Source organism: Mycobacterium stomatepiae (assembly GCF_010731715.1).
GTDB classification, from domain to species: Bacteria; Actinomycetota; Actinomycetes; order Mycobacteriales; family Mycobacteriaceae; genus Mycobacterium; species Mycobacterium stomatepiae.
The window spans coordinates 2,313,090-2,334,821 of record NZ_AP022587.1 but is presented as its reverse complement, the minus strand read 5'-3'; the positions used below and the strand labels follow the sequence as shown (position 1 = coordinate 2,334,821).

General features: G+C 65.5%; 23 protein-coding genes and 2 pseudogenes. 9 read left to right on the top strand and 16 right to left on the bottom strand.

All coding sequences use genetic code 11. The features are described 5' to 3' along the window. Positions 1 to 43 precede the first annotated feature (43 nt). Positions 44 to 850 (top strand): SDR family oxidoreductase, encoded by an 807-nt coding sequence (locus G6N54_RS11120; protein ID WP_163794660.1) that lies wholly within the window; start codon positions 44 to 46, stop codon positions 848 to 850. Here the strand turns inward: G6N54_RS11120 and G6N54_RS11115 are convergent. The 5 genes from G6N54_RS11115 to G6N54_RS11100 all read right to left on the bottom strand — a co-directional run bounded on the left by G6N54_RS11115 (position 810) and on the right by G6N54_RS11100 (position 3,972). Beyond that, positions 810 to 1,784, bottom strand: a complete 975-nt coding sequence (locus tag G6N54_RS11115) for an aldo/keto reductase (protein ID WP_163790201.1) — start codon at positions 1,782 to 1,784, stop codon at positions 810 to 812. The two genes, G6N54_RS11120 and G6N54_RS11115, sit on opposite strands and share 41 nt — an antisense overlap. 47 nt (positions 1,785 to 1,831) lie before the next feature. Further along, the gene (locus G6N54_RS30435; protein WP_232073646.1) at positions 1,832 to 2,290 is read right to left on the bottom strand and encodes a sensor domain-containing protein; all 459 of its coding nucleotides are present in this window, start codon (positions 2,288 to 2,290) and stop codon (positions 1,832 to 1,834) included. Continuing rightward, positions 2,191 to 2,811 (bottom strand): DUF4190 domain-containing protein, encoded by a 621-nt coding sequence (locus G6N54_RS30430; protein ID WP_232073644.1) that lies wholly within the window; start codon positions 2,809 to 2,811, stop codon positions 2,191 to 2,193. Before G6N54_RS30430 ends, G6N54_RS30435 begins: the two co-directional genes overlap by 100 nt. A 118-nt stretch (positions 2,812 to 2,929) precedes the next feature. Then, positions 2,930 to 3,385 (bottom strand): lipocalin-like domain-containing protein, encoded by a 456-nt coding sequence (locus G6N54_RS11105; RefSeq protein WP_163790199.1) that lies wholly within the window; start codon positions 3,383 to 3,385, stop codon positions 2,930 to 2,932. Next, complete coding sequence (locus G6N54_RS11100; RefSeq protein WP_163790197.1) at positions 3,382 to 3,972, bottom strand: TetR/AcrR family transcriptional regulator; 591 nt, start codon at positions 3,970 to 3,972, stop codon at positions 3,382 to 3,384. The genes G6N54_RS11105 and G6N54_RS11100 overlap by 4 nt, the downstream gene beginning before the upstream one ends. Positions 3,973 to 4,068: 96 nt before the next feature. Here G6N54_RS11100 and G6N54_RS11095 point away from each other — a divergent pair, with 96 nt between their 5' ends. From G6N54_RS11095 to G6N54_RS11075, 6 genes are all read left to right on the top strand, one after another. After that, positions 4,069 to 4,902 carry an enoyl-CoA hydratase/isomerase family protein gene (locus tag G6N54_RS11095; protein WP_163790195.1) on the top strand — a complete coding sequence of 278 codons (834 nt, stop codon included), beginning with the start codon at positions 4,069 to 4,071 and terminating at the stop codon, positions 4,900 to 4,902. 2 nt (positions 4,903 to 4,904) lie between these two features. Then, positions 4,905 to 5,858: a CaiB/BaiF CoA transferase family protein gene (locus G6N54_RS11090; protein WP_197939589.1), complete on the top strand. Its 954-nt coding sequence runs from the start codon at positions 4,905 to 4,907 to the stop codon at positions 5,856 to 5,858. A 9-nt stretch (positions 5,859 to 5,867) separates the two neighbouring features. After that, positions 5,868 to 6,140, top strand: coding sequence for a hypothetical protein (locus G6N54_RS29880; RefSeq protein WP_197939588.1), 273 nt, complete (start codon positions 5,868 to 5,870; stop codon positions 6,138 to 6,140). A gap of 96 nt (positions 6,141 to 6,236) precedes the next feature. Further along, a complete protein-coding gene (locus G6N54_RS11085) occupies positions 6,237 to 6,797 on the top strand; it encodes a hemerythrin domain-containing protein (protein WP_163790193.1) in 561 nt (186 codons plus the stop codon). Between the two features lie 37 nt (positions 6,798 to 6,834). Beyond that, positions 6,835 to 7,791, top strand: coding sequence for a TIGR03557 family F420-dependent LLM class oxidoreductase (locus G6N54_RS11080; protein WP_163790192.1), 957 nt, complete (start codon positions 6,835 to 6,837; stop codon positions 7,789 to 7,791). Positions 7,792 to 7,795: 4 nt separating this feature from the next. Beyond that, positions 7,796 to 8,461: a UdgX family uracil-DNA binding protein gene (locus tag G6N54_RS11075; protein WP_163790190.1), complete on the top strand. Its 666-nt coding sequence runs from the start codon at positions 7,796 to 7,798 to the stop codon at positions 8,459 to 8,461. Here G6N54_RS11075 and G6N54_RS11070 read toward each other — a convergent pair. The 5 genes and pseudogenes from G6N54_RS11070 to G6N54_RS11050 form a co-directional block, all read right to left on the bottom strand. Then, positions 8,458 to 8,886, bottom strand: coding sequence for an anti-sigma factor antagonist (locus G6N54_RS11070; protein ID WP_163790188.1), 429 nt, complete (start codon positions 8,884 to 8,886; stop codon positions 8,458 to 8,460). The two genes, G6N54_RS11075 and G6N54_RS11070, sit on opposite strands and share 4 nt — an antisense overlap. Further along, positions 8,883 to 11,810 (bottom strand): FAD-binding and (Fe-S)-binding domain-containing protein, encoded by a 2,928-nt coding sequence (locus G6N54_RS11065; protein WP_163790186.1) that lies wholly within the window; start codon positions 11,808 to 11,810, stop codon positions 8,883 to 8,885. The genes G6N54_RS11070 and G6N54_RS11065 overlap by 4 nt, the downstream gene beginning before the upstream one ends. Before the next feature lie 20 nt (positions 11,811 to 11,830). Then, a pseudogene (locus G6N54_RS30425) lies at positions 11,831 to 12,936 on the bottom strand (enolase C-terminal domain-like protein). A gap of 11 nt (positions 12,937 to 12,947) precedes the next feature. Then, a pseudogene (locus tag G6N54_RS11055) lies at positions 12,948 to 14,739 on the bottom strand (thiamine pyrophosphate-requiring protein). Positions 14,740 to 14,790: 51 nt separating this feature from the next. Further along, on the bottom strand, positions 14,791 to 15,831 hold the full coding sequence (locus G6N54_RS11050) for an SDR family oxidoreductase (RefSeq protein WP_197939585.1): 1,041 nt from the start codon (positions 15,829 to 15,831) through the stop codon (positions 14,791 to 14,793). 610 nt (positions 15,832 to 16,441) lie between these two features. Between G6N54_RS11050 and mbp1 the strand changes: the two genes are divergently transcribed. Beyond that, entirely contained in the window at positions 16,442 to 16,678 is a 237-nt protein-coding gene (gene mbp1, locus G6N54_RS11045) for a microaggregate-binding protein 1 (RefSeq protein WP_163790184.1), read from the top strand. 137 nt (positions 16,679 to 16,815) lie between these two features. Beyond that, on the top strand, positions 16,816 to 17,115 hold the full coding sequence (locus G6N54_RS11040) for a DUF3349 domain-containing protein (RefSeq protein WP_163790182.1): 300 nt from the start codon (positions 16,816 to 16,818) through the stop codon (positions 17,113 to 17,115). Positions 17,116 to 17,169: 54 nt separating this feature from the next. Here G6N54_RS11040 and G6N54_RS11035 read toward each other — a convergent pair whose 3' ends face one another. Genes G6N54_RS11035 through G6N54_RS11010 form a run of 6 tightly spaced genes read right to left on the bottom strand, consistent with a single transcriptional unit; the run spans position 17,170 to position 21,679 of the window. After that, positions 17,170 to 17,787: a flavodoxin family protein gene (locus G6N54_RS11035; protein ID WP_163790180.1), complete on the bottom strand. Its 618-nt coding sequence runs from the start codon at positions 17,785 to 17,787 to the stop codon at positions 17,170 to 17,172. Between the two features lie 39 nt (positions 17,788 to 17,826). Then, positions 17,827 to 18,591 carry an endonuclease/exonuclease/phosphatase family protein gene (locus G6N54_RS11030; protein WP_163790178.1) on the bottom strand — a complete coding sequence of 255 codons (765 nt, stop codon included), beginning with the start codon at positions 18,589 to 18,591 and terminating at the stop codon, positions 17,827 to 17,829. A 23-nt stretch (positions 18,592 to 18,614) separates the two neighbouring features. Beyond that, a complete protein-coding gene (locus G6N54_RS11025) occupies positions 18,615 to 19,241 on the bottom strand; it encodes an SAM-dependent methyltransferase (RefSeq protein ID WP_232073635.1) in 627 nt (208 codons plus the stop codon). After that, complete coding sequence (locus G6N54_RS11020; RefSeq protein WP_163790175.1) at positions 19,238 to 20,008, bottom strand: PIG-L deacetylase family protein; 771 nt, start codon at positions 20,006 to 20,008, stop codon at positions 19,238 to 19,240. Before G6N54_RS11020 ends, G6N54_RS11025 begins: the two co-directional genes overlap by 4 nt. 7 nt (positions 20,009 to 20,015) lie before the next feature. Beyond that, positions 20,016 to 20,957, bottom strand: coding sequence for an acyl-CoA dehydrogenase family protein (locus G6N54_RS11015; protein ID WP_163790174.1), 942 nt, complete (start codon positions 20,955 to 20,957; stop codon positions 20,016 to 20,018). After that, the gene (locus G6N54_RS11010) at positions 20,954 to 21,679 is read right to left on the bottom strand and encodes a glycosyltransferase (RefSeq protein WP_163790172.1); all 726 of its coding nucleotides are present in this window, start codon (positions 21,677 to 21,679) and stop codon (positions 20,954 to 20,956) included. The genes G6N54_RS11015 and G6N54_RS11010 overlap by 4 nt, the downstream gene beginning before the upstream one ends. Positions 21,680 to 21,732: the final 53 nt, after the last annotated feature.

The window sequence follows — 21,732 nt, the reverse complement described above, 5'->3', positions numbered from 1 at the left end:
GACAGCGGGCTCGTTACAAGAGAGGGCAAATATGTCAAGGACAGTGGTGGTCGGCGCATCGAGCGGGCTCGGGCGCTGCATTGGAATCGGGCTTGCGCAGCGAGGTGATCAGGTCGCGCTACTGGCGCGCCGACGCGAGCGCCTGGAATCCGCAGCCAAGGAAGCGGGCGCGGGTGCGGTCGCCGTCGAATGCGACATCATCGACGAGGCTTCGTGTCGATCGGCGATCGGCCAGGCCGCCGAGGCGCTCGGCGGCATAGACAACGTCGTGTTCACGCCCGCCATCAGCCCGCTGGTGCGCCTGGTCGACACCGATGCGCAAACGTGGCGCCGGATCTTCGACACCAATGTCATCGGCGCATCGCTGGTGACGGCGGCGGCAGTGCCGCACCTGACGGCGTCCGCGGGCAAGGCGGTCTACCTGTCCTCCGACGCGGGTCCCTACGGGCCGTCCTGGCAGGGTCTGGGTGCCTACGGCGTCAGCAAGGCCGCCCTCGAACGGCTGGTCGACGCGTGGCGCGCCGAGCACCCCGATATCGGCTTCACCAACCTCATCGTGGGGGAGTGCGCTGGTGGTGAAGGTGAAGCGGCAACGGGGATGAACGCTGGCTGGGACATGGACCTCGCCGTGCGGGCCGTCCCGGTATGGGTGTCGGATCGTTGCATGCCCGGCAAGCTGATGCCGATCGAGGACTTGGTCGAGGTGGTGCACACGATCCTGCGCACCAACTCATCGACGTCGATGCCGATCGTCATCGCGCGGGACACCCGCGGGGGCGCCCCGCGGGTGTCCCGGCGCTCGCGCCCACTCAGTGACGGCGGAGCACCCTCTCCCGTACCAGCTCGGTGACGAACTGAACCGGTGACACCGGCTGGAATGCCAGCGCCGCCTCGGTGAGCGCATCGCGGGAGGCGGTGGGCAGTTCGATGTCGGCCGCCGCCACGTTGAACTCGAGCTGCTCGACGCTGGATGCGCCGGGAATCGCGACCACGCCCGGATAGCTGATCAGCCAGGCCAGCGCGACCTGGGCCGGCTTGGCGTCGACTTCCTTGGCGACGTCGCGCAACAACTGCAGCAACGGCTCGATGCGGCGCAGGTTTTCGGTACCGAACAGGGAGTTGATCGCGCGGACGCCGCCGGGGCGGTTGTCGACGCCATACTTGCCACCGAGCAGGCTCTGCTCGAGAGGGCTGTAGGCGATCACGACGCGATTCTCCTTCTCGGCGAACGGCACCATCTTCCTGAGCGCCTTCGGGAAGGCGAGCGAGAAGTGGACCTGATTGCTGATGACCGGACGGCCGAGCGCGTCATCGGCCTTAAGCCAGCGCTCCAGCGAGTAGTTCGAGACGCCGGCCGCGCCGATGTCACCGCTGTCGAGGAGGTCACGCATGCCCGGCATGATCACCGAATCGGGGACCAGCGGGTTGGACTGGTGAATCTGGTAGAGCGGGATGCGGTCCAGCTGCAGCCGGCGCGCACTGGCGCGCTCGCGCTGCTTGATCACCGCGGGGAACGGCGCGACCGGCATGATCTTGCTGGCCACCACGACCTCGGCGCGCGCGTCGCCGAGCGCCTCGCCGAGGATCCGCTCGCTCTTGCCCAGCCCGTACACCTCGGCGGTATCGAACAACGTCACGCCCATCGCCAGGGATCGTTGCACGATGTCGCGGGCGGGGCCGGAGGCGTATTCGTCGCCGTAACCCCACTCGCGTGAGCCGAACTGCCAAGTGCCCAGCCCGATCCGGCTGACTTTTCCGACTCCGTCGACCTCGAGATATTTCATGGGCCCACCGTACTGCGGTGGCCATCTCAATGTCCTAGTTCGGGGTCCTAGTTCGGGATCTTGTTGAGGATGTAGTTGGCGATGCTCACGGCCGTTTGCCGCGGGCCGCTGGCATCGGTCGTGCCGAGGCTGACGACGTAGAGGTCGACCACGACGTTGGCTTTCGCCGCCGCCGCTCGAACAAATCGCACGTTCAGGCCCGTAGGCGCCAGATCCATCGTGGTGATGCCGTTGCCCGCGTCGAAAGGAGGGCTGAGGGTCAGTGTGTACGACGGCCCACCTTTTCCGGTCAGCGTCACGGGCGCGCCTCCGCAGTCGCGCCATCCGTCGATCAGCTTCGTCACTTGCGATTCGGCGGTGGGCGGATCACGAAACCCGATGACCGCCTGGATGATCTGCATCGACTTCAGCAAGGTCCGGGTATCGGAGAATTCCTCCGCCCGATACCGGAGGATGGCGTCGGCGCTGTAGCCTCGGGCGCCCCGGGCGTCATGCTTCCCCAGCACTGCGGACGATCGATCGTCGCGACCTTGTCGCTTTTGCCGGGACGGTCCCAGGTTTCGCCGGCCTCCAGATTCTGGTCGTTGGCAAGGCTTTTCAGGGCATCCAGCTTTGGCAGCAGCTTGGTCACGTCGTCCGGCACGACCGTCGGCAGCGGCGGCGACTCGCTTGTGGTGACGGGGGCGGCGGTGATCGCCGGCGCGGCCTGATTGGACCGATAGACGGCGAGGGTGGACACGGTGGCCCACCCGGCCAGCGCGACGACGGTGAGCGTGATGAACGCATACGACAGGGACAAACCGACGAGTGCCCGGTCGCGTCCCAGCTCACCGGTGCGGCGGATCTGTGCGAGGCCGAGATGCCCGAGAATCGCTCCGACGGGCGCGAACACGAAGGCGAACACCAGCGACAACGTCGCGAAGGTGTTGACGGTCGGACGGTGCGGCGGCAGGGGCGGCGGCACGAATACCGGCGGCTCGACCGGCGGCGGGGCGTAGGGGACGCGACCCAGCGGATCGTAGGTCAAGGACTCCGGGCTAAAGGGATTGTGTCCGAACGGATCCTGAGGGTTCGTCTCGGCCTCCTTCGTCTGGGATCCTGCCCGAACTTTAGTACCGGGACCCACGCCATCGGTAGTTCTGCGCTCAGGTGCGGCGCCACACCAGCCTGGCGTTGCGGGGCACGCCATTGAGCACGATCGGTTCGGGCGGGCCGAGTTCGAGGAACGAGTCCCGCAGGTGGGCCTTACGGAATTGGATTCCACCGATCCAGTTGGGCAGCAGGCTGACTTCGACATGGTGAGCGATCAGGCCGTCTTCGACGACCGAGAACGGGCCGGCGTAGCTCATATATCCACCGGCCGCCGCGGCGAGCTCGTTGTCGTGCGCATTGTGCGGATCGTCGCGGTCGAAGGGTGTTCGGCCGGCACGCATCAGCTGGGCGGACATGTAGCCGTCCGGGGTGTACATGATCAAGCCGCGCGCGTCGGTGCCCAGCGGGTAGCTCACGTCGGATCCGTCCAGCGCGCTGCTTTCGTACGATTGCAGCGTCCACGCACCAATCAGTCCGGTGCGCAATTGATCTGCCGTTGTCGTTGTCATCGGGCCGGTGTCCCTGCTGCGGCCTCGGCGGTGGCCGCGAGTTCGGCGATCGCGGCATCGAATGGCTCGGGGCTACGTAGCACCCGGCTGAGAATGAGCGCGCCTTCCATGGCGGTGACGGCGTTGAGGGCCAGGTGCCCGGCCCGGCTTTCGGGAATGCCTTTCTCGGTGAGACGGGCGGCCAACGTGGCGACCAGGTCATGGAAGCCCCGCCGGGTCGTGTCGGTGAGCTGCGCCGAGGCCGGGGTGGATTCGATGACGATGGGAGCAACGGCGCAGCCTTCGCGGTAGTCGCTGGCCATGATTTCGTCGCGGGGTCGGCCGAGGAACGCCGCGATCAACTCGGCGGCAGTGCCGGTGGTGCCCGCGGCGCGGTTGATGTGAGCGATGGCGTCGGCGGAGTGCATCAGCGCCACCTCGGCCGCGAGTTCCTCCTTGCCGCCGGGAAAGTGGAAGTACAACGAGCCCCGGGGTGCCGAGCTCTCCGCGACGACGTCGGACAGTGCGGTTCCGAAGTAGCCGCGTTCGCGGAACAGCCGGCGAGCCGCCGCGATCATCCGGTCCTTGCTGTCACTTCTTTTTGGCATGTCGCCCATCATACATAATTCTTGGCTAGCCACCCATTAGAGCTATATGGTGGCAATTGTTATCAGTATGACGAACGACATATAGTGGGAGACCCCATGTCCGAGCAGACCCTGGATCAACCGGCCGGCACGATATCGCCGGTGCATGCCCCCGACCGTGATTCACCACCGGTGGCCCGCGAGATGGATGGCCACGTCGCCGTGCTGACCATGCAGCACGCTCCGCACAATTTCTTGGGGACTGCGTTGTTCGACGCGTTGCTCGACGGAATTCGCTGGGCGGCCGAGCAGGGGGCCCGTGCCGTGCTGCTGCGCAGCAGCCTGCGCAATTTCTGTGCCGGTGCCGACGTGACACTGTTCGACAGCGCGCAGAGTGGCGAGGCGCCTACGATCGGCGTCGTCGAACTGCTCAGGGCATTCGATTCGCTACCGATTCCGATCGTCGCCGCCGTGCACGGTGTCTGCCTGGGTGGTGGGTTGGAGCTGGCGCTGGCCTGCGATCTGATCGTCGCGAGCGAGTCGGCCAAGATCGGCAACATCGAGGCATCGATCGGCCTGAACCCATTGATGGGAGGCATCCAACGCGTCACCGAGCGCGCCGGCGCGGCGCGTGCCAAGGAGATGGCACTACTTGCACGCCGGTATGACGCCCGCACGCTGGAACGTTGGAACGTCATCAACCGCGTTGTCGCCGACGACCAGCTCGCCGCGGTCGCCAGTGCGCTTGCCCATGAGCTTGCCAACGGGCCGACCGTGGCGCACGCGTCCACCAAAGCGATTGTCTCGCATGCGGTCTCGCATGGGGTGGCAGCGACTGACGACGCGATGCACGAATTGCAGTCCGGTATCTGGCAATCCGAGGACTTGAAGATCGGGCTGGCATCCCTGGCCGCCGAAGGACCCGGTGCCGCGCGTTTCGAGGGGCGGTAGCCATGGCGCTCCCACTCGAAGGCGTCCGGGTGATCGATTTCACCCGGGTGCTGGCAGGTCCGCACTGCACCAAGCATCTCCTCGACCTGGGTGCCGAGGTGATCAAAATCGAACCGCCCCGCGGGGATATCAGTCGCTTCGCGTTTCCGCGGCGCGACGAGATCAGCGATTATTACGCCCAGCAGAACGCCGGCAAGCGCAACTTGAGCATCGACCTCAACGTGCCGCAGGCCCGCGAAGCGGTGCTGCAGTTGTGCGATACGGCCGACATCATCGTCGAGAACTTCCGCCCCGGCGCCCTGGCCTCATTCGGCTTGGACTATCAGTCGGTCGCGGCACGCAATCCCGCGGTCGTCTACGCCTCCATCAGCGGCTACGGGCAGACGGGGCCGTGGCGAACCAGGATGGCCTACGCGCCGACCGTGCAGGCCGAGGTCGGATTCACCCAGAACACGTTGCGGCAGTTCGGTGTTGACGGCGACGATCGCCGGTCGGATTCGCTGTCGCACGGCGACGTGTACGCCGGTCTGCACGCCGTCATCGCGGTGCTGGCCGCCCTGCAGCATCGGCGGGTCACCGGCGAGGGACAGTACGTCGACGTGGCCATGGCGGCGGTGCTCACGCCGCTCAACGAGCGCGTGCACTATGACCTCTCGGATGTCGAACTGGGCGCCGAGACGCCGATCCTGGGCGCCGCCGACTGCGTGTTTTTCACCAGTCCCGAAGGTCACCAGTTCGTTTCGCCGATGAGCCTGGTGGGGAGCATGAGCTTCCCGTTCTACCTGCACGCGATGCGGCGTCCAGACCTCGCCGACGACCCGCGTTTCCGCACACCCGAGCTACGCCGGCAGCACCTGGGGGAGTTGCACGCGATCGTGCAGACGTGGATCTATACCTTCGATTCCATGGACTCGCTCGACGCACAGTTCGACGAGGCCAAGATCGCCACCGGCTGACTGCGCGATATGGCCGAGTTCAGCGAAACCGAATGGGCCAAGGGCTGGGGCGTCACCCGCGAAGTCTCCGACCGGCACGGAGGCAGCATCACCATCCCCGCGCCGCCCTGGCACTTCAGCGGTCACGACGGCACCCTGACCACCCAGGTGCCCGCGCGCCAGGGCGAGCACAACGAAGAGATCCTCAAAGAAATCGGCCTGACCGCCGATGAGATCGAGGCCCTGGTGAAATCCGGTGCGCTGATCGAACCCGCACGTGAGACCGCGGAGACGGCGGTCTAGCGCGGCGCGATGTTTGGTGAGCATGTCGCTGGGTAGCCGACTGGGAGCGCGCAACACAGCCCGCGCGCTGTCACCGAACTATTTGGGGAGGACTCTATGGCTCAGTCCGCCGTCATGTCGCCCACCGATGTGGTCGACTTTCTCACCAACCAGCACGAACAGATCAAGTCGTTGTTCGCCAAAACGATTGCGGCTTCTGGCGAAACACGCGAGCAGAACTTCGTAGAGCTGCGCCGACTGCTCGCAATTCACGAAACCGTCGAAGAGAAAATTGTGCACCCACGGGCCAAGCGCAAGATCGCCAACGGCGCCGCCGTGGTGGGGCAGCGGTTAGAAGAGGAACACAAGGCCAAGACGGTCCTGCAGCAGCTGGAGAAGCTCGATGTTGACAGCACCGAGTTCACGCAACTGCTGACCGAGCTGCGTGACGACGTGCTCGACCACGCCGCGCACGAGGAGAAGGACGAGTTCGCGAGGCTGGGGCAGGAATTGAGCAGCCACGAGCTCGAAAGCATGGGTCGCGCTGCCAAGCTGGCCGAAGCGATCGCGCCGACCCGGCCACATGCTGGAGTCGAATCGCAGGTCGCCAATCTGGTGGCTGGTCCGTTCGCGGCCATGCTGGACCGGGCCCGCGACGCCATCACCGGTAAGGGCTAGCACGTTTCCGGCACGCTCGCAGGGGTAGCCCAGGGACATGACGTCCCTGGGCTACTTCTTGTCCTGCGAAGAATCCGATCCCGACGAGTTGGTTCGGCAGGCGGTACGTGCGGAATCCGCTGGCTTCGAACGTCTCTGGATCTCCGATCACTTCCATCCGTGGAACGACAAGCAGGGCCAGAGCCCGTTCGTCTGGTCGGTGATCGGCGCCTTGTCTCAGGCGTGTTCGTTGCCGATCACCACCGCCGTCACCTGCCCGATTATGCGGATACACCCCGCCCTGGTGGCACAGGCGGCGGCAACATCGGCGGCGCAGCTCAACGGGCGATTTGTGCTGGGACTGGGTACCGGAGAAGCGCTGAACGAACACATCACCGGCCAGCACTGGCCGCCCGCTGCGATCAGGCGCGAAATGCTGGGGGAAGCGGTGGACATCATCCGCAAGCTGTTCACCGGCAAAAAAGTCAACCACCGCGGCCGGCATTGCACGGTGGAGAATGCCCGCATCTATACGCTGCCGGAAAAGCCTGTGCCGATCTATATCTCGGCGTTCGGACCACGGTCCGCGCGGCTGGCGCGACGTATCGGCGACGGCTACCAGGGGATCATGCCATCGCGCGAATTGCTGTCGGAATTTCGTGGCGCGGGCGGAGCGGGAAAGCCGTGCCAGGGGGGCTTCAAAGTCTGCCACGCTCCGACAACCGAAGAGGGTGTACGGACCGCTTACGACCTTTGGCCGAACGATCAGTTGCCCGGCCAATTATCCCAAACATTGCCTACACCACAGGAATTCGAGCAGGCATCCAGCTTGGTCACCCGTGCGGCGGTGGAAGAGGCATTACCCTGCGGACCAGATCCCAAGCCCTACATCGAGCGTATCCGCGCATTCATCGACGCCGGCTATGGCGAGGTCTACACTCAACAGATTGGGTCCGAGAAGGACTGCTTTTTCGACTTCTGGCAATCGGGGATCGCACCCGAGTTTGCCGCCTGAGACCATGGCCTCAATCACGGCCGGCGCCGAGCATTACTTGCCGGAAAAGCGTTCGCTCAGTGCGCTGAAAGCGGCAGCCCATGGGTGCCGGGGGTGTGCTCTTTTCGAGAACGCCACGCAGACCGTCTTCGGTCACGGCAAGGCCAAGGCATCGATCATGTTGATCGGCGAGCAGCCGGGAGATCAGGAGGACCGGGCGGGTCTGCCGTTTGTCGGCCCGGCGGGCCGACTGCTGTCACGAGCACTCGAAGCGGCGGATATCGATCCGGCCTCGACGTATCAGACCAATGCGGTCAAGCATTTCAAATTCACCCGCAAGGGTGGTAAGCGACGGATACACGAGAAGCCGAATCGCACCGAGGTCGTCGCGTGCCGGCCATGGTTGTTCGCCGAGATCGAGGCGCTGCGTCCGCACGTGATCGTGTGCCTCGGCGCTACAGCCGCGCAATCGCTTCTGGGAGCATCGTTTCGGGTATCCGCGCACCGTGGCGAGATACTGCGGCTGCCCGCGGCGATCGACGTGCGTCTAGCATCCGAGCCGGCCGTCTTGACGACCGTGCACCCCTCGGCGATCCTCCGCGACCGAAGCGAGCGCCGCGACGAGGCTTACCGGGCATTCGTCGATGATCTGCGTGGCGCGCGGTCGGCTCACGCGGCTCTCACGCGTTAGGGCGCAGCCGCCAATGCGGCGCTGGCGGTCAGGTGAACAGGCAGCACGCCACCAAATCCGCATGCGTCAACGAAGCGGGTAACTCGCGGTATGCTGCTGACCAGGCGCAAGGCGATACGACGATGGCGGCACCGTTGCGCTTCATCGACCAGTACTTCGAATGCGCAGCAGCCCATAAAACCAACGGCGTTCACATCGACGACGAGTGATCCGGGTGCGGGAGCCGCAGTGCCTGCCTCGGCGATGAGGCGCCGCCAGATGTCCTTGTTGAATGCGCCGATCTCACCGCCGACGTGGATGATGACCGCCGACCGGCCGAGCTGAGCGGCCGCCCGCAATCTGCCGCGCGCACCGGCGAGTTCGGATGCCAGTCGCGTGCTCAACGTCAATCGCGTGGTGAAGGGCCCGGCAAGCTCGCTGCTCACGGTCCGGCCGCCTGCGACTCACGACTGGCCAGCCCGGCGGCGAGAACTTGCGCGAGGTGCATCGGCCGCCGGTCGGGGGCCAGATCGCGAATCTGGGTGCGACAGCTGAAGCCGTCCGCCAGCACCAGGGCATCGGGATCGGCGTGGCGCAGGGCCGGCAGCAGTTTGTCTTGGGCGCATGCGACCGAGACATCGTAGTGCCCCTTCTCGAAGCCGAAGTTTCCTGCCAAGCCACAACATCCGGCGTCGAGGAGTTCGGCGTCCACTCCAGCGTCCGAGAGAAGATGCTGCTCATCGCTGTACGCGTCCAGCACCGCGTGCTGATGGCAATGTTGCTGAATGACGGCGCTACAGTCGATCTGGGTTGGCTCCCAATCCGGAGCCTTGGCGGTCAACAGCTCGCCGAGCGTGAAGGTCTGTTCCGCAAGGCGGTGTGCATCCTCATCCCCATGGAGAAGTTCAGGCAGATCGGACCGAAATACCGCGGCGCAGCTGGGTTCCAGCACCACTACCGGCGTACTCGTCTGCAGCGTCGGGCGTAGCGCCGTAAGAGTCCGGCGCAGAACGCGTTTGGCGATCCTGAGTTGACCGGTCGAGATCCAGGTCAGTCCGCAACAGAGGGTTCGACGCGGCACTTCGACATCGAAGCCGGCCGCTTCCAGCACCGCCATCGCGGCGTGTCCGACTTCGGGCTCGAAGTTGTTGACGAATGTATCCGGCCATAGCAGCACCCGGCCGCGCGGATTTGTGTTGGCGGGCGGTCGGTGATGGGAGAACCAGGTGGTGAATCGTTTGTCCGCGAAGCGCGGTAGCTCTCGTTGAGCATCAATCCCGCCAACCTTTTTGACCAGGGTGGAGAGCCCACGCGCATGCGCCGTCGAGTTGAGCAGGTGCGGCGCGACGGCGGCCAGCCGCGCCCACAGTGGGATCCAACCCATCGAGTAGTGCGCCATCGGCCGCAGCCGGCCGCGGTAGTGGTGGAACAGGAATTCCGCTTTGTAGGTTGCCATGTCGACATCGACGGGGCAGTCGCTGCGGCAGCCCTTGCACGCCAGGCACAGATCAAGCGCATCGTGGACCTCGGTGGAGCGCCACCCGCCGGTGATGACGTCGCCCTGCATCATCTCGAACAGCAGCCGTGCCCGCCCCCGGGTCGAATGCTCTTCCTCGCCGGTGGCGCGGTAGCTCGGGCACATCACGCCGGATTCGTGGCCGCGGCACTTGCCCACCCCCACGCACCGCGCCGCCGCCTTGGAAAATCGGTGGTCGTCATGCGGGAAGGCGAACTCGCTACTAGTTTCGGCCGGACGGTAATTCACGCCCAGGCGCAGATTCTCGTCGAGCTTGTAGGGATGCACGACCTTGCCGGGGTTCATTCGGTTGTCGGGGTCGAACAGCGCCTTGGTCCGCTCGAAGGCGCCGACCATGCGCTCGCCGAACATGAGCGGCAACAGCTCGCCGCGCGATTGGCCGTCGCCGTGTTCTCCCGACAGGGAGCCGCCGTATTTCACCACCAGACGCGCTGAATCTTCGGCAAAGGCGCGGTATTTGGCGATACCCTCGGCGGCCCGCAGATCGAACGGGATACGGGTGTGCACGCAGCCCTGGCCGAAGTGCCCGTAGAGCGACGAGGTTCCATAGTCGTATCGGTCGAGCAGTCGGTGAAAGTCGCGCAGGTAATCGCCCAATCGACCCGGCGGTACTGCGGCGTCTTCCCATCCCTCGTGGGTCTCGGGCTCGTTGGGTGGAAATGCGGTGGCCCCCAGCCCGGCTTCGCGAGCCGCCCAAACTTCCTTTTTCCGGGCCGGGTCGTCCAGCACCGTGACGCCATTGTGGGAAATCTCGTGCAGGGCGTCGATCATCGCCTTGGCCTTGCGATCCGCCTCGTCCTGGTTGTCGCCGTCCAGCTGCACCATCAGCCAGGCGGTGCCGTCGGGCAACTGACGTAGCGCCTTTTCGGCCAGCCGCTGGGAGTGCTCCAGCTCGACCAGACGGTGGTCCAGACCCTCCAGGGCCGACGGTTGATGCTTGAGCACGGCGGGAACTGCGTCGGCGGCCGACGCGATGTCGTCGAAGCCGATCACCGCCAGCGCGCTCGCCCCAGGGATGCGCACCAGCTGCAGCTCGGCGCGTAGCACCGTGACCAGTGTGCTCTCGGAGCCCACTAAGGCCTTGGCGACGTCAAATCCGTTCTCCGGCAACAGCGAGCCGAGGTTGTAGCCCGAAACGCGTCTCGGGATTTTCGGATATGTCGAGCGGATATCGTCGGCGTACTCTTCCGCTATCGCCCTGAGGCCACGGTAGATCTCGGCCCGTCGGCCGCCTTCGCCGAGAATTCGAGCGAATTCGTCGTCGCTGGTCGGGCCAACCCACATCCTGAGACCGTCGTAGGTCAGGACTTCGAGGCGACGCACCGAATCGACCGTCTTCCCGTAGGCCTGTGCGGTGGATCCGCACGAGTTGTTGCCGATCATGCCGCCGATCGCGCAGCTGACGTGGGTGGACGGTTTAGGGCCCACCATCCAGCCCGACGACTGCAGGTGATCGTTGAGCAGGTCGAGCTTGATTCCCGGCTGCACCAACGCGATTCCCGCGTCGGTGTCCACCGATCCCACCTTGGTGCAGTACTTGCTCCAATCGATCACCACCGCGGCGTTACAGCATTGGCCGGCCAGGCTGGTGCCGCCGCCGCGCGACAAGACCGGCATGTCGTACCGGCGGCACACGGCGATCGCGTCGACGCCGGCCTCGGGGGTGCGCGGTATCACGACGCCGATCGGCACCTGCCGGTAATTCGACGCGTCGGTGGAGTAGGCCGCCCGGGAGCCGGGATCGAACCGGATCTCCGCGTCGACATTGGCGCGTAGCTCTTCGGCCACCGCGTCGAACAACTTCGGTGCGCGGTCCGCGTGTTTCGCCGGCATGTCAACTCCTCGCTGAAGATTCAGTCTTCTCGGTACTTTTCGATGTCGGTGGCGCGGAGGGTGAAGCCGCGACCCGGCGCATCGGGATCGGGCCGCAGAACTCCGCCGATGGGTTGCGCTGTGCCGTCGAAGGCCATCTGCTCTATCCGGGCGTGGTCGTGAAACCATTCCAGGTGGCGCAGATTGGGCGTGGCCGCGGCCGCATGCAGATGCAGATGCGGTGCGCAATGCGCGGAGATGCCCAGTCCGTAACCGGCCGCTATCGCCGCCACGCGCAGCCAGTCGGTGATCCCGCCACAGCGCGACGCGTCGGCCTGCAAACAGTCCACCGCGCCGGATGCACACATCCGACGGAAGTAGGAAAGGTCGTAGCCGTATTCGCCGGCTGTCACGTCGGCGTACACCGACTCGGATACCGCGCGCAGCCCGTCGAGATCGTCGGAGGACACCGGCTCTTCGAACCAGCACACCTCCAGATCGGCCGCGTTGGCCATTACCCGGATGGCTTGCTTGCGGGTATACGCGCCGTTGGCATCGACGTAGAGCTCGGCCGCGTCGCCGATGGCATCGCGTGCCCGGTCCATCCGGGCCAAGTCGCGGTCGACGCGGGTGCCCACGATTCGCCGATCTTGATCTTCACCCGGGGAATGGCCAAGCCTTCCGTCCAGCCCGTGAGCTGTTCGCGCAGCTGCTCGTCGCTGTAGCACGTGAATCCACCGCTGCCGTAGACGGCTACCGTGTCGCGCACCGCACCGAGCAGGCGATGCAGTGGGAGACCCAGCAGTCGGGCCTTGAGATCCCAGAGCGCGATGTCGACCGCTGAAAGTGCTTGTCCACCAACGCCTTGGCGCCCCACATTGCGTAGTGCTTTGACCATGGCATCGGAGGCACTCGCAACATCCAGGACGGTACGGCCGATGACCACGTCGGCGAGCACGTCATTGACGACGGAAACGCACGCGGGGCTCCCGTAGGTCCAGCCCGTACCCACTGTGCCCGCGCAATGCGCCTCGACGACGATCAGCGTGGTGGCGTTCCAGCTCAGCGTGCCGTCGGCCTCGGGTGCGTCGGTCGGGATGGTGTATGCCGTGGCCCTCAGGTTGGAGGCGGTCGAGTCGGTAGACATGGCCCGAAACGTCAACTGTTCCTGTGCGGCAAGAACTCCTGCGCCTTGGTTTTCAGGCCCTCCTTGACGAACCCGATGCGGTCCTCGTCGCCGGCCAGCACCGCGGCGGTGGTCGCCTTGAACTGCTCCCACGTCGCGTGCGGTGGGATCGGCGGCATGTCCGGGTCGGTGTAGACGTCGAGGACGGTCGGACGGTCGGCCGACAGGGCCTCGCGCCAGGCGTTCGCTAGTTCTTCGGGATCCTTGACGGCCACCGCGTTGAGTCCCAGTCCGGACGCGAACGCGGCGAAATCGACATCGGGAAGTACCTGCGATTCAGCGAATTTCGGGGCACCGGCCATCGCACGCATCTCCCAGGTGACCTGGTTGAGGTCGTTGTTGTGCAGGATCGCCACGATCAGACGCGGATCGTCCCACTCCTGCCAGTAGCGCTTGATCGTGATCAACTCGGCCATACCGTTCATCTGCATCGCGCCGTCGCCGGCGAACGCGATGACGGGCCGTCCCGGGTGCGCGAATTTCGCGCCGATCGCATAGGGCACCCCGGGACCCATGGTCGCCAGCGTCCCGGACAGCGATCCCCGAATGTTTCCACGGAACTTCAGGTTTCGCGCATACCAGTTGGCCGCCGACCCGGAATCGGCCGTAACGATCGCATCGTCGGGCAGCTGCGGCGACAGTTCGGAGAACAGCCGAAGCGGGTTGATCGGGTGGGCGCTGACATGCGCCTCCTTGTCCATGGTTTCCCACCAACGCGACACATTCTTCTCGATGCCCTCTCGCCAGGACCGATCCTCCTTGCGCTGCAGCTGCGGGATCAGGGCCCGCAGAGCCGCCTTTGCGTCTGCGACCACATTGACCTCATAGGGATAACGCATCCCGATGAACCGGCCGTCGACGTCGATCTGGACCGCCCGGCATTGCCCGAATTCCGGCATGAACTGGGTGTAGGGAAAACTGGATCCCACGGTCAGCAGCGTGTCGCAGTCGCGCATCAGCTCGTAGCTCGGACGCGTCCCGAGCAGGCCGATAGATCCGGTAACCCAAGGCAATTCGTCGGAGAGCACGTCCTTGCCCAGCAGCGCCTTGGCCGCTCCGGCGCCGAGCAGCTCAGCGACCTCGGTCACCTCGGCGCGCGCCCCGCGCGCCGGCGCCTACCAACATGGCGACCTTCGTGCCGCCGTTGAGGATTTCGGCCGCGCGGGAGATCGCGGCGTCGTCGGGGGAGATGGCCGGCCATTCGATGCCCAGGCTAGACGGCACCATTTTGAAGGCGTGGGTGGGCGCCGAATACGGCAGTTCTTGCACGTCGGCCGGGATGATCAGCGCGGTCGGGGCGCGTTGCGTCATTGCAACCTTGATGGCTCGGTCCAGCACATTGGGCAATTGCTCTGGGACGGTGACCATTTGGACGTAGTCGCTGGCGACATCTTTGAACAGGCTCAGCAGATCGACCTCTTGCTGGTAGGATCCGCCCATGGCGCTGCGGTTGGTTTGCCCGACGATGGCCACCACCGGAACGTGGTCGAGCTTGGCGTCGTAGAGACCATTGAGCAGGTGGATCGCACCCGGCCCCGAGGTGCCCATGCAGATCCCGACGCGGCCGGTGAATTTGGCGTAGCCGACGGCCTCGAAGGCACTCATTTCCTCATGGCGCGCCTGGATGAACTTGGGCTCGTTGTCAGCGCGCCCCCAGGCCGCGAGAATTCCGTTGATGCCGTCGCCGGGATAGCCGAAGACGTGTTGAACGCCCCACGCGCGCAGCCGTTCCAGTAAGTAGTCACTAACCTCTTGCTTGGCCATTCGTTTCCCTCCTAGATGGAACAGTTCGATGTCGGTACGCGAAGGCGGCGGTCATCGGCACCATCGACGTAACTGTCGGGCCGCCACCGTGGCCATCGCCGCAAGCGCTGCTGTGGCGCCCGCGCCGACTACACCGTGGTGGTGGGACGCCCACGGCTGATGGCTGCGGCGCTTTGATCGGTCATCGAAGATGCCACGGGCGCCGAAGTCATGACCGTCGCTACCGTCGGCGGGCCGCCACAGGTTGGCCGGCTGGTCGGCCGGGCGGTCGCGGTCCGTCTGCTGTGCACCGAACCCGGCTCGGGCGAGGTAGCGATCCAGCAGACCGGGCGCGATCGCGTTCGCTGCCAGCGTGCCCATCGTGCTGCCCCCCACCCAATACTCGCGCCGCCGAGGATGATTCGCGGCATACACGACGGCTCGCGCGGCGACCTCGGGCTGATAGATCGGGGGGACGGGTTGTGCTTGCTTGGCTAGCCGCGACAGTACCCAGGAGAACTGCGGTGTATTGACCGCCGGCATCTGGACCATCGTGACGCGGACCTTGCTGTGCTCGTGCAACAGCTCGCAGCGCAGCGCCTCGTGGAATCCCTGAACCGCATGCTTGGCGCCGCAATATGCGGTTTGCAGCGGAATACCGCGGTAAGCAAGCGCCAAGCCGACGTGCACGATGGTGCCGGAGTCGCGGGGCTTCATTCGCCGTAACGCCGCCATGGTGCAGTAGACGTAGCCGAGATAGCTCACGTCGGTGACGCGCCGGTACTCCACAGGGGTGATCTGATCGAACGGCGAAAACACAGACGTAAAAGCAACATTCACCCATACATCGATGGGTCCGAATGTTCGCTCGGCCGTCTCGGCAGCGGCATCGCACTGCTCGGGGTCGGCCACGTCGGTCGGTATGACGTATGCCTTGCCGCCCGCCGCCTCGACGTCGCGGGCCGCCGCGGTCAATCCCTTCGCGCCCCGCGCAACCAGGCCGACGTTTGCGCCCCGCACGCCGAATGCCGCTGCCGTAGCGCGCCCAATACCGCCACTGGCTCCAGTGACCACAACGTTCTGACCCGGGCGGGCGACTTCGGCACGTCTCACGGGTGTCGTGGTACCCGTAATAGTTGTCGTTATTCGTTGTCGAAACCTGTGACTGTCCGTATAGGACCGGTGAGCCGCACACTACGCATCCGGTCGGTTCACGTCCTTGGTTGCGGGCCCCGCGGATTCGCCGGCCTGACCGTTGCCTGTCGTAGCGTCCAGCCAGGTGTCGACACCGGGACCAAGGACGACGGCGTGGTCGGGTGCCAAAAGCGCTCCGCGGGATAGCGCCGGCAATGCGGGTTCTGAGGTGCGGACCCGGCGGTCATCGCCTTGCCCCGCAAGTAGCTTCGATTCCAGCTCGGGTAACCGGATGACTTCCGGGCCACTACTTTTACCCGGGAAAGACTCGTCCGAACGCGCGAATCGGCGCCGGCGGCAGGCGGAGAGAGCGATCACGGCACGGCGTGATCCGTTGACCAGGCGAGAGTTTGCGGATCGCGCCTCGACCGTTTGGCTGGCTGTCCGTTGGGAAGTCGTTACAAGCGAGCGAATTGATCGACGTGGCAGGCGATTTGTCTGCACCGTTCGCAGTACACACGTGAGCCGATCAATCGATTCGCGGTCAGGCGAGCGTGAGTTCAATAACTCCGAGAGGGAGGATCGAATTATGGGCGAGCACAACAGTGGCCCCGAAGAAGGAATCAAGGGAGCCGTCGAGGGCGTCAAGGGCAAGGCAAAGGAGGTCGGCGGGACGCTGATCGGCCGCGACGACGTCGTCGAAGAGGGCAAGGCCCAGCAGGATAAGGCCGACGCGCAGCGCGACGCGGCCAAGAAGGAAGCCGAAGCCGAGGCCGCGCGTGGTGGTGCTGACGCCGCCGAAGAGCGCCAGAAATCGCATCAGTAATAACCCAGGCGTGGATGGGGCCGGCCCAGCGTGGTGTCGGCCCCTTCTGCTGCTCAGAGGTTTCAAACCTCGGCACCGGGCTATACCTGGCAAGGACGCCGTTCATCGGGCGTGCCGGTGTGTTAGCGAGGTAACAGATGGACTTGGTCGGTCGAGCAACCAGTATCGTCGCGTTTTTGCGCGCCGGCTACCCCAGCCGCGTACAGGCACTCGGTTATCTCCCGCTACTGGCGCTGTTGCCGCGTCGCGTTTCCGATGACGAAGTTCGCGAGATCGCCGGCGAACTTGCGTTACGCGGACGTCCGGTCGGAAACACCGATATCGGCGTAGAGATCACCCGCAGCATCCACGAGATGCCTTCGCTCGAAGACATCGGGCGGGTTCGGCGGCGGCTCATCGCGATTAGGCGGCCCAGCACCCCGACCGGGGGCGCTTGAACCGCCCGCTTTTGCACCAGAGTGCTTTTGCAACAACACTATTCGGCAACAAAACTATTCGTAGGGCGGATACCCCGCGGATTTGAGTGTCCGTGCTAGGTGAGCGGCGTTGCGTGCGGCCGCCGCAGTCGCCGATGCCACCGCTTCGGGGATCTCATCGAGATCGTTGTAGTCGGTTGCTTCCATCGCCGCGCCATTCCAATAGGTACAGCCCTGTGCGGGAATGCTGTAGCCAATGTCGTTAAGCGACTGGAACAGGTCGGCAACGGTCTTGTGCGCGCCGTCCTCGTTGCCGACCACGCTGACGATCGCGACCTTGCCGGCCAGCGAAGGTCGGCCCTGTTCATCGCTGTTCGACAATTCGGCGTCGAGGCGTTCCAGCACCCGCTGCGCCACGCTCGACGGGTGACCCAGCCACACCGGGGTGCTCAGTAGCAAGATGTCCGACTCGAGGACCTGGCTGCGAAGCTGAGGCCACTGATCGCCGTCGCCCATGTCGGGCTCGACGCCGGGGGCGATGGCGTAGTCCACACACCGCACCGCGGCACACGCGACATCCTCGTCCCGCAACGTGGCGAAGACGTGCTCGGCGATCAGCTCGCTACTGGACGGCGCCGGACTGGGTTTCAGGCTGCACACCAAAGCCAGAGCTCGTAGCGGTGTCTGCGACATAGCTAGGTCCTACCCGCTCGCCGGGGTGCGAAACGGCACTCAGGCACGGTCGAGGTTGACCACCAGGGGCCGGTGGTCGGAGATCGGCATCGGCTTGGCCTCGGCCGCACCACCGCGCAGGTTGCGATCATCGGTCAGGATGTGGTCGAGCTGGCGGGCGGGGGCATCGGCGGGAAACGTCCGGGCTGTGGCCAGTGGTCTCATGCCCGACCAGCGACGCACTGTCGGGGGCGTCATGTTGAGGTCGCCGATCAGCAACCGCGGACCCGGAAAACCACGTAAATCGCGGACCAGCCGGCGCAGCTGACGACGGTTCCAGCCGGGCACGAAGGACAGATGCGTGTTGGCCACTGTCAGCGGACCCAGCGGCGTGTCCAGCCGGGCAATGACGGCCGCCCTCGGTTCCTCGTCGACGATCATCACCCGGTTTGGCCCGGGCAGATACATCGGAAATCGCATCGGAATCCGGGGCAGTCGCACCACTTGCCAACTGGCGGCAGGGAACCGGGACAGCAGCGCGATTCCGTACGCCGCGGTCCCGGGTTGTTCATCGCCGGTCGCCGCCATCCAAGTCGCGCCGGGAGTGCCCGAGATCGCGGCCACAAACCGATGCTCCACCGCTCCCATCGCCTCGGCGGCCAATGCGGTGAGGTCGGCGTGCGAGGACCGCGCCTGACCGCAGTCGACTTCCTGCAGGGCCAGCACATCGGGATCCAGCTGGCGGACGCAGTCCCGCAACCGCTGCGGGTGCACACCGTCGCTCACGGTGCGGCCTTGCAGGATATTGAAGGTCGCAACGCGCATAGGTGTCCGATACCCACTTTCGGCTAGCGGGCTCCGGGTACCTCTTCGCGCGCCGCCACCGCCCGACCGTCACTCGTGTCGAACACTTCGACGACGACGTCGGGGTCGCGGTAACGACCCAGCGATATCAGCCCTGGTGTTCGCGCGATGATGGCGTGGGCCGCGTCGCCGTTGAGCAGATAGTCGGCCACGGGGTGGCGCCAATGTGCGGCAACCACATTCGTGCCAGGCTGCAACCGAACGCATTCGCGTTCCAATGCCCCTGCTAGCGCATCGGCCTCGAGGTAGTAGGCGACCTCACTGAGCACGACCAGATCGAAGGGGCCTGGCGGCCATGCCGCGTCGAGAGGAGACCGGGCCAGCGTCACGCTGTCCCGGCAATCCGCTTGCCGGAGCCGCACATCCGCGCTATGCAGGGCCGCTTCTACCACGTCCACCGCGGTCACCCGATCGCAACGCTGCGCTAGCTGCGCGGTCAACGTGCCGATCGAGCAGCCGGGCTCGAATGCGTGCCGGTATCGGCTATTCGGCAGCATGGCCAAGGTGATCGCGTACTTGCGCTGTTCGTACCATCGCGTCGACAGCTGCCACGGATCGTTGGCGTCGGCGTACATCTGGTCGAAGTAGGCGTCGGGGAGTCGCGCGCTCACCGCAACAGCACCTCTCCCACCGCCATCAGCCGCGGCAGCACGTAGGTGGGCAGCACGGGCGGTGAGCCGGCGCTCGACTCGAATTGACTGCGAAAGCAGCGCGCGGCATGGCGTTTGCGCGCAACCGCCCAGTCGGGCGCGGGCACCGTGAGCGCACGATCCCATGGCACCACCGGATCGTTGGGGATCGCCCAGTGCCACATCCAGATTGGATACTCCAGCAGCAAGGCGTCCGCGCGCGCGCAGGCGGTGGCCGCGGCGCGCCCGACGGATTCGTGATCGGGATGCCCGTCCCCTCGCCAAGTAGCCGCACACCAGGTACCGGGCGCCATGGCGCCTAGCGTCTCGGCGAGTACGTCGGCCAGTTGGTCCTCGTGTTGGGCCAGCTGACCGTCCGGAAAGCGCAGCGACTGCGGCGGTGGCACTCCTAGAGTGCTCGTTGCCCTGCGCAGTTCGTGCTGCCTGGTGGTCGCCATGCGGGTTCGGTCTAGCGGCGTCGCGCCCGGATGCGCCGCGCCGCCGTCACTGACGGAGACGACCTGGACTTCGACACCTAATGCGACGAGTTGGGCGATCGTGGCCCCTATCCCGAGAGTTTCGTCGTCGGGGTGGGGCGCGACCACAACCAGGCCCGGGCATTCGGCGAGATTTAATGGCGCCAAGGGATTCTCGTGCAACGCGGCCAGCCATACCGGCGCCGGTGTGCCGCTGTGGGTCAGCGGCTTGGCGGCAAACCTCGCGCAATTGCTCGTCGAAAGGGTTCTCACGTTGCCCTCAGTGCTGCTGCCCAGCGAGGCGCCCGAGCGCTGCCAGATCGCGCTCCGCGTGGCTTTGCCGTATGTAGATGCTCAAGTCCGCTACCCGCTGCGCGTGCCGACCGTCCTGACACAATGGCCCCGGGCCCAGCGCTCGGCCGGTGCGGGTAATGGCCTCGTCGGCAGCGTGTTCCACGACTGCGCGGACGCGGCGAGCGAGTAGTTGTGCGCTATCGGCTCGGTCGAAAGGGTCGGCGTCGACCTGGGCTGCCGCGGTGGTCAGCATTGCGTCGCCGGCCGCAAGTGCGGCGTCGACGGCGCCCAGGTGCGCTAATGAGTAGGCGTCTGCTGATTCGCTTGCGGCGCAGCGGTATAGCGGCTCGGCAACTCTGCGTGCGCCGCCAAGCCAGCAAGCGGCGACGCCGATCGCGCCGTGCCAAAATCCGGGCCGGCTCAAGTAATCACCGGGTTCGCCGATGGCGACCGCCGGAGCGTTGCTGAATTGCACCGGCCGGGTGTCACTTCCGGCCATCCCGGCGTTCCACCACGTGGAAGGCAACGCCTTGACCGCGGGGTTAACGATCTTGATTGCAAACAATCCCCGGCTGCCGTCGTCCAGCCGGGCGGTCACCAGTGCATGACTGCAGAACCCGGCTCCCGAGCACCAAACCTTGGTCCCGTTCAGCGTGAACGCGCCCTGCGCGTCGGTAGCCGTCACTACCGCATCGGGTGATTCGGCCGCCCACACACCCCAAAGCTGACCGAGCTCGGGGGGTTTGCCGCCCAGCTCGTGGAGGATCGCGACGGCGTCGACGTGGGCCTCGACGATCCGGGCCGCGACGATGTCTTCTTCGGCCAGCAGGGACAGGCGCCGCCAGCGTTCCAGCGTGTGTCCCGATGCGGGCAGCGGCAACTCGAGTCGTCCCGAGTCCAACCAATGCTTGATCAATCCCGCCGTCACGCGCAATCACCCGCCACTGATCTCCCCAGTTGTCTCAAGTAGTGCGCGAATCCGAACGGGGCCCGAGCCTTCGTTCGCGCCGATGTGATAACCGACAATTGGGCGTCGCGGTGAATGCGGTAGCCGGCCGCCTCGAACCGCTCGACCAAGTCGACATCCTCGCCCGAGGACACTGCGCGAAAGCCACCGACCCGCCAGTAGGCGCTGGCGCTGAAGCCCATGTTGGCGCCGTGGACGTGGCCGTGCTGGCCTTCCCGATCCGTCTGTTCCGCCGTGTAAGCCTGCGTATAGCGGTCGATGACGGCGGGGGAATGCTGGCGCCAGTTGGTGATACGCACTACGCCCAGCACCATGTCCGCGCCCAGCTCCAGCTGATGGATCAGCCAACCGGGGTCCACCCGGCTGTCCGCGTCGGTGGTGGCGTACCAGCACCGGTCGCCGACTTGACACAGCGAGCGGCCGTATCCGAACCCCACCGCCCGCGCGGCACCCACATTGTGGACATCGACGCTGACGAAATGCACATCCGGCCCGTACTGTCCGGCTAGCCTCGCGCTTTCATCGTCGCTGGCATCCAAGATCACGACTATCAAGACGGGAATCGGCACGCATAGGTCACTCGTCAATACCGCACGTAGGCAGGCAGGGAGATCGGCCCTTTCGTTGTGGGCGGGAACCACTACGACGGCGCGATCGTAGCTGCGAAGTGCTGGCGCTGACATACCTGGCGATTGCCCAATCCGCCGTTCCTTAAACAGGCTTCAAACGACGCTCC

Bases quoted from the DNA above. Each gene is read 5' to 3' on its own strand.
- G6N54_RS11080 (WP_163790192.1), top strand. From the start codon at position 6,835: ATGACGTCCCTGGGCTACTTCTTGTCCTGCGAAGAATCCGATCCCGAC.
- G6N54_RS11115 (WP_163790201.1), bottom strand. From the start codon at position 1,784: ATGAAATATCTCGAGGTCGACGGAGTCGGAAAAGTCAGCCGGATCGGG.
- G6N54_RS11010 (WP_163790172.1), bottom strand. From the start codon at position 21,679: ATGTCAGCGCCAGCACTTCGCAGCTACGATCGCGCCGTCGTAGTGGTT.
- mbp1 (WP_163790184.1), top strand. From the start codon at position 16,442: ATGGGCGAGCACAACAGTGGCCCCGAAGAAGGAATCAAGGGAGCCGTC.
- G6N54_RS11105 (WP_163790199.1), bottom strand. From the start codon at position 3,385: ATGACAACGACAACGGCAGATCAATTGCGCACCGGACTGATTGGTGCG.
- G6N54_RS11030 (WP_163790178.1), bottom strand. From the start codon at position 18,591: ATGCGCGTTGCGACCTTCAATATCCTGCAAGGCCGCACCGTGAGCGAC.
- G6N54_RS11065 (WP_163790186.1), bottom strand. From the start codon at position 11,810: ATGCCGGCGAAACACGCGGACCGCGCACCGAAGTTGTTCGACGCGGTG.
- G6N54_RS11100 (WP_163790197.1), bottom strand. From the start codon at position 3,972: ATGCCAAAAAGAAGTGACAGCAAGGACCGGATGATCGCGGCGGCTCGC.
- G6N54_RS11075 (WP_163790190.1), top strand. From the start codon at position 7,796: ATGGCCTCAATCACGGCCGGCGCCGAGCATTACTTGCCGGAAAAGCGT.
- G6N54_RS11085 (WP_163790193.1), top strand. From the start codon at position 6,237: ATGGCTCAGTCCGCCGTCATGTCGCCCACCGATGTGGTCGACTTTCTC.
- G6N54_RS11090 (WP_197939589.1), top strand. From the start codon at position 4,905: ATGGCGCTCCCACTCGAAGGCGTCCGGGTGATCGATTTCACCCGGGTG.
- G6N54_RS11040 (WP_163790182.1), top strand. From the start codon at position 16,816: ATGGACTTGGTCGGTCGAGCAACCAGTATCGTCGCGTTTTTGCGCGCC.
- G6N54_RS11035 (WP_163790180.1), bottom strand. From the start codon at position 17,787: ATGTCGCAGACACCGCTACGAGCTCTGGCTTTGGTGTGCAGCCTGAAA.
- G6N54_RS29880 (WP_197939588.1), top strand. From the start codon at position 5,868: ATGGCCGAGTTCAGCGAAACCGAATGGGCCAAGGGCTGGGGCGTCACC.
- G6N54_RS11095 (WP_163790195.1), top strand. From the start codon at position 4,069: ATGTCCGAGCAGACCCTGGATCAACCGGCCGGCACGATATCGCCGGTG.